Origin of the sequence: Archangium sp. (assembly GCF_036388035.1) — a bacterium.
Classification (GTDB): Bacteria; Myxococcota; Myxococcia; order Myxococcales; family Myxococcaceae; genus Archangium.
The window spans coordinates 1-6198 of sequence record NZ_DASVSO010000494.1 but is presented as its reverse complement, the minus strand read 5'-3'; the positions used below and the strand labels follow the sequence as shown (position 1 = coordinate 6198).

General features: G+C 70.4%; 5 protein-coding genes and 1 pseudogene. 2 read left to right on the top strand and 4 right to left on the bottom strand.

Translation table 11 applies throughout. From position 1 onward, the window contains the following. Window positions 1–196 precede the first annotated feature (196 nt). Together VF697_RS19970 and VF697_RS19965 are read left to right on the top strand one after the other, a co-directional pair. Window positions 197–460 (top strand): hypothetical protein, encoded by a 264-nt coding sequence (locus VF697_RS19970; protein ID WP_331097319.1) that lies wholly within the window; start codon window positions 197–199, stop codon window positions 458–460. Between the two features lie 212 nt (window positions 461–672). After that, window positions 673–2205 (top strand): ELWxxDGT repeat protein, encoded by a 1533-nt coding sequence (locus tag VF697_RS19965; RefSeq protein ID WP_331097317.1) that lies wholly within the window; start codon window positions 673–675, stop codon window positions 2203–2205. 85 nt (window positions 2206–2290) lie between these two features. Here VF697_RS19965 and VF697_RS19960 read toward each other — a convergent pair whose 3' ends face one another. From VF697_RS19960 to VF697_RS19945, 4 genes and pseudogenes are all read right to left on the bottom strand, one after another. Further along, window positions 2291–2644, bottom strand: coding sequence for a hypothetical protein (locus tag VF697_RS19960; protein ID WP_331097315.1), 354 nt, complete (start codon window positions 2642–2644; stop codon window positions 2291–2293). A gap of 69 nt (window positions 2645–2713) precedes the next feature. Beyond that, window positions 2714–4567, bottom strand: coding sequence for a carboxypeptidase regulatory-like domain-containing protein (locus VF697_RS19955; protein WP_331097313.1), 1854 nt, complete (start codon window positions 4565–4567; stop codon window positions 2714–2716). 96 nt (window positions 4568–4663) lie between these two features. Further along, window positions 4664–5158, bottom strand: a complete 495-nt coding sequence (locus VF697_RS19950) for a hypothetical protein (protein ID WP_331097312.1) — start codon at window positions 5156–5158, stop codon at window positions 4664–4666. Window positions 5159–5271: 113 nt separating this feature from the next. Next, window positions 5272–6198: pseudogene (locus VF697_RS19945) on the bottom strand (hypothetical protein); the annotation flags it as partial.

Sequence of the window (6198 nt, the reverse complement as noted above, 5' to 3'; positions counted from 1 at the left end):
AACCTGACGTGCATCATTCCTGATCTGACCCCCACCTCCCTCTTCAGGCGAGATGGTTCTCGATGAGGTAGGTCCAGATGTCCGTCGCGATCTTCAAGGCGGACATCTAAAAGAGCTGGGGGAGGTTCTGTTTTCCGGGTGGCGGTTCCGTTACCGTCTCGCGCCAGCAGTCACCCTTTCACTTACGGGAGTTCCCATGAAGATGCATTGGATGGCAGTCACGGTGGTGGCCCTGATGGCCGCGGCGTGTGGCGGCGTGGTGGAGGAGTCCACCTACGCGCAGGCGCAGCACGCGAACGTCCAGCCCGTTGCCGGCGCCAGCCTCGACAACGGCGGCGGAGCGGACCAGGACACGGCGCAGCCGCCCGCGGTGCACCAGCTCATCCCCCCTTGCGGTGGCATCGAGTGCCCCCCCGAGACGTACTGCTGCGGCGACGCCCGCTGCTGCGAGTTGAGGTAGCGAGCCGTCTCGCTCGAAGCCGTGCGCGCTCGAGGTGACAGGAAGGCCTGAGAGTCGAAAGCCTCGCGCGGAGAGTCGAAAGCGTCACGCCACGTGAGCCCCGGTTCCCACGTGGCGTACGGCCATGGGATTTCCCACCCCCCCCGAGGCACTGGGCAGATCGCGTCACAGACCCCACTCTCCCGACACCAATCAGGACAGGGAGGTAGGGGATGGGAAAATGGCGTGGGATGGCGCTGGCCTGTGCACTGGCGCTGGGGTGTGGCGGAGAGCTGACGGAGGGAGACACTCAGGAAGGCGAACGGCCGCAAGCCAGCTCTCCGAGCGACGAGGGCAGCGGTGAGTTGAGCGCGACGTGGAAACTCCCGGCGCTGGGGACCGCGCGGCTCGTCCGGGACATCTTCCCGCCGTCCGACCTGCCCGCCCGGCTCGCGCCCGGCCCGGGGCCCCTGGTGGAGTTCCGCGGCAAGCTCTTCTTCGCCGCCAACCTCCCGGACGGTCGCCGGGAGCTGTGGAAGAGCGATGGGACCCCCGCGGGCACTGTACCGATCAAGCGGTTCCCCCCGTTCCCAGGGGCCTTCTTCAGCGGCGCGCTGACGTCGCTGACGCCCCTGGGCTCGCGGCTCTTCTTCGTGGTGAGTGACGAGACCCATGGCCGTGAGCTGTGGGTCAGCGACGGGACGACCGGAGGGACCCGGCTGGTGAAGGACATCGCCCCGGGGGTGGATGCCTCGGAGCCGTTCGACCTCACGGTGGTGGGGAAGACCCTGCTCTTCTTCCGCTTCGTCCCCGAGACTCCGACCTCACCCACTCGCACCGAGCTGTGGAAGTCCGATGGCACCGAAGCCGGCACGGTGCGCGTGAAGGACCTGGGGCCCGACACCTCCGTACTCGCCTCGAAGGCCGCCCTGGGCAACACGCTCTTCTTCTCCCTCTCGGACGACGCGCACGGCACCGAGCTGTGGAAGTCCGATGGCACCGAGGCCGGCACGACGCTCGTCAAGGACATCGCTCCGGGCCCCGACAGCTCGTTCCCCTTCAACTTGAGGACCGTGGGTCGTCACGTCTTCTTCGCCGCCACGGAGCCCGCGCACGGCACCGAGATGTGGAGGACCGACGGCACCGAGGCCGGCACGACGCTCGTCGCCGACCTGACGCCCGGTCCGGACAGCCAGTTCCCGTGGGTCCTCGGTGCGATCGGAAACTGCCTGTACGTCGGGAGGGCCGATCCCTCCGACCACCGGATGCGCCTGTACAGGCTGAAGGACAGCGATGACGGCGTCACCGTGAAGCTCGTCGCCACCCTTCCCAACCCCTTCGCGGGTGAGATGGACGCGGACCCCTTCATCACCACCTTCACCGTCGCGGGCCAGAAGCTCTTCTTCGGGCTCGGCATCTCCACCTCGGGCCCGGCCCCGCGCGACGTCCAGCTCTGGGTGACGGATGGGACGAGTTCCGGAACGAAGCTGCTCCACCGGCCGCTGAGCCTCTCGGACGAGTTCGGCTCCGAGCTCTTCACCCTGGACGACCGCATCCTCTTCACGGGCGCCGAGGATCCGGGGGTGAACCTGGAGCCGTGGGTGAGCGACGGGACGGTGAAGGGCACGCGGAAGCTGCAGGAGGTCGCACCGGGCGGGGCCTCCTCATTGCCGAGCGGCTACACCCGCGTGGGCTCGCAGGTCTTCTTCGTCGCCAACGACACCGTCCACGGCAACGAGCTGTGGGTCCTCCCGCTGCTGCGCTAGCGGCGAAGACCCACGGCACCACCGCTGACTCCCGGAGAGGAGGCCCGCGAGCCCTTCGCTTCGCGGGCCTCCCCGTCGGCCGGCGCTACCGGGCGAACAGGCCCCGCAGGCAGAGGGCCACGTACGCCGCGGAGAGCCCCGCCATCGCCGACTGGGAGACGACCGCGGCGGGCCGCTCCAGCTTCTCCCCCCGCATCAGGGCGGGCAGCCTGCCGAGCGCGCGAGCGGTGCCCAGGAACCCGAGCAACCCGAGGAGCGCCGCGCCTCCCAGCACCGTCTTCTGGGAGGACCCGCGCCGCTCCAGCAGGCCCAGGCCGAGCGCGGCCGTCCCGAAGCCCGCTGGAATGAGCGCGGTCTTGTGTTGCGCTCCCGTCGCGACGAACCCGCCGACACCGAGCGTCGTCAGCAGGGTCCCATAGCCAAGCGTCCAGTTCTCCACGCCGCACCTCCGGATTCGGAATCACCCGGGCCCCAAGGCCCGGGAGAATCTGGGCACGGCCTGGGCCGGTCACCACGTCATGATGGCCTTCGAGGGAGCGGCGGCCGGCTCCGCGGCAACAGGCTGCTCGAGGTCACGGAAGCCCTCCTTCTTGGCGCGGACGCGGTACTGGCCCTTGTCCACGTTCTTGAACCGGTAGTTGCCCTGCTCCGTCGTCACGGTCGACTGCACGACACGGCCCTGGTCATCCACGAGCTCCATCACCGTGTTCGCCGACTGGCCCTGGCCGCCCTTGAGCGAGAGCTGTCCCTCGATCTCCCCGTACTTCTGGCGCTGGACCGACTCGCTGTCGTGGAAGAAGAGCGAGCTCTCCGTCTGCAGCACCTGGCCCCTGGCATCCCGGTACGCGAGCCGGGCCAGGTAGCGCCCGCGCGGCTTCGCCTTGCCGTCATTGCCCTTGCCGTCCCAGGCGAACTCGACCGCGCCGATCTCCCCCTTCCTCGACGTGGAGAACACCTTCGCCTTCGGCTTCGCCTCGCTGCCCTCGCCCACCTCCCAGACCTCCAGCTCGATGGCTCCGCCAGCGCTCGGGTCCGCGAGGTTGCGCAGCGTGATGAGCGTGCGCTGCGAGGCCTCGTCGAAGTTCGCCCCCACCTGGGTCATGAAGACGTTGCCGGCGAACACCTCGAACCGGCGCTTGCTCGTCAGGCCCTTCGCGTTGGTCGCCACGACGTCCAGGGCGTGCTTGCCATCCTTCAGCCCCGAGGTGTTCCACGCGTACGTCAGCTTCCCGCCGCAGGCCGAGTGGACCGGGAGGTCATCGACGAGCAGCTCGAGCTTCGCGATGCCGCCGGACTGGTTGTCCATGGCCTGCACCTGGATGTTCATCGTGTCGGTGACGTGCTGGCCATCCACGAGCCCATTCACCGCGATGCTCGCGACGTCCACCGTGACGAGCCCGAGCACGGCCCACATCGTCTCGGCCTTCTCCGCGCCTCCCTGCCCACTCGTGTACGTGCGCCACGCGCCCGTCGGGTGCTGGTGCTGCACCAGGTAGCGCATGGCGCGGGAGATGGGCGCATCCGAGTCCGAGTAGCCAGCGAGCTTGAGCGCGTAGACCGTCTGGCCCGTGGCGAACGCGTCGCTCTTCCCCTTGTCCAACCCCCAGCCCCCGTCCTGGTTCTGCCGCTCCAGGAGCATCCGCTGGAGCCGGAGCGAGCCGGGCTCGGCGCGGCCCACGCCCGAGGCACTCATGCCGAGGAGCGCGAAGTTGACGTCCTGGAGGTAGACGGTGCCGCTCGCGCGCTGCCACTTGGCGCTTGTCGCGGTGAGGAAGGACTCGGCCTTGCGCAGCGGCGGGAGCCACTTCGCGTCCGCGGTCCTCGCGTAGGCCTGACGCCACGTCTGGGCGGCCTGGAAGGTCGTCTGCATCGTGCCGCCCGACACCGGACGGCGCGCATCGTCATCCGGGAGGCTGCCGTTGGTCGCCTGCAACGAGACGAGCTGCTTCGCGTACCGCAGCAGGTCGTCCGTGAACTTCGCATCCACCCACTGGTCATACCGGGCCCAGGCCGAGCCCTCGAAGGCGGCGCCCGTCACCCGGCCACCGGCGGTGACCCCGAGCTTGAGGGCCTTGACCATCGCGGTGATGTCCTTGGGCGCGACATCGTATTGGTGGTGCCTGGCCGCCGTGAGGGCCTCGAGCGTGACCGCCTGGACGTGACACCCGAAGCACCCGTGCTGCGCCGTCCACTCCGCGCTGGAGCGGGAGAGGTAGCCGAGCCCCTTGTGGGCGGCCTCGCGGGCCTTCGGATCTCCCCGGGACGCGGCCACCTGTTGGGGTTGGACGTCACACGTAGGGGGTGCGGCGAGCGCGGGTGTGGACAGCGCGAGACAAAGCGCGGCCAGGGCCAGTCGGGCCATGGAAACCTCCGGAGAGATGGGATGCCGGGGTTAACGGACGACGGGCGAAATCGGTCTACCGGGTGGACGACGGAGGTCGCCCACTCCCGGGACGCGTCACTGCCCGAGCGCGAAGTTGACGAGGATCTCCACGTCGGAGCTCAGCCCCACGTCGGAGAACTCCCACTGGAGGATGCGCTGGCGCAGACACTCCGAGAGCTCCCGGGGAAGCGGCTGCGCGGTGGACAGGGTGACGGCACGCGTGGCCCCACTGCGGACCACCCGGATCTTCGCCCCGAGCGTCGTCGGCACTCCGGGCGGAAGGGGGCAGTTGCGCAGGTCCGGGGCGCGCGCCTCCACGGCCTTGCGCAGCAGGGCGCGCTGGGAGGCCGGGGCGGCGGGCGGCGGCGCGGGCGCGGGGGCCGGCGGCTTCTTCGGCGCGGGCTTCTTCACCACTGGCCTGACGACCACGGGCGCGGGAGGCGGCTCGGGCGGAGGCACCGGGGCGGGTGGAGGCGGGGCGGAAGGCCACAACCAGAACACCACGAGCAGCAACAGGGCCGCGGCCAGCGCCCACCGCCGACGTCGCGCTGGCCGAGCGGGAACGGGCACGCGCCCCCGGCCCCCACGCCCGGCCACGGCCCGACGCCGGAGGGCTCCGGGGGGCCGCCGGACGGCACGGCCCCGGGGGTTCACTCGGGTCTGTCGCGCCGCGCCCCGTCCCTTCATCGCTGGGATTCGGGCAGGCGCAGCAGGCTCGTCCAGCCCTTCGCGAAGCCGCGCGAGTAGGCGGACCAGTCACCGGCCACGGCGGCGCACAGGTCTTCCTGGAACCCCAGATTCCCCTGGTAGTTGTCCAGGCCGATGGCGAAGGGCGCGTAGAAGACGATGGGCGAGGGGCTGATCGCATCCAGCGCGGTCCGCGGGAAGGCGCTCATGGCCGCGCAGCGGGCTCGCATCTGCTCGTAGCTCTCGGTCTCCGAGGTGGAGATGAAGAGGAAGCGCGTCTGCGCCCGTGGCAGGTTCCAGGTGGAGGTGCTGCGGTTGAGCCAGAACGTGGGGCTGCGCGAGCCGCCGAACCAGCCCGCCGGATCCATGGAGCCCGTGCCGCAATCGGAAGCGCCGTAGCCCGACGGGCGTGCGCCGTGGTCTAGCATGACGACGAGCAGTGCGCCCAGCCGGGGGCTGAAGGGCGTGCCGCCCGACGGAGTGCTGTAATCGGGAGCGCTCACCGTCATCCAGCTCAGCCGGCCGCCCATATCCGCCAGCGCCGCCGTGCTGCACACCCGAGGGGCCACGCCACTCGACGAATTGGCCGCGCTCTCCAGCAGGGTCTGTAGCTCCGACGCCGGCAGGTCCTTGCCACTCCGAGCCCAGTACAGCCGCGACTCGTAGAGCGAGGCCACGCCGGTCACCCGGACGTCGAAGCCCTCCGCGGCGAGCTGCGCCGTCATGCCGCGGATGAGCGTGGCATAGGAGGCCGCCAGGTTCGCCGTCCCACGATCGATGCGCACGAGCCAGAGCACGCCCGTGCCCGGGTCACCATTCAGCCCGCTGCCCGGGAAGGAAGCCGTCGGCTCCGGGGAGCCGCCGTCCTTGCCCCCACCGCTCCCGGCATCCACACCGCCACCCCCACCCCCACCGCCGCCCCC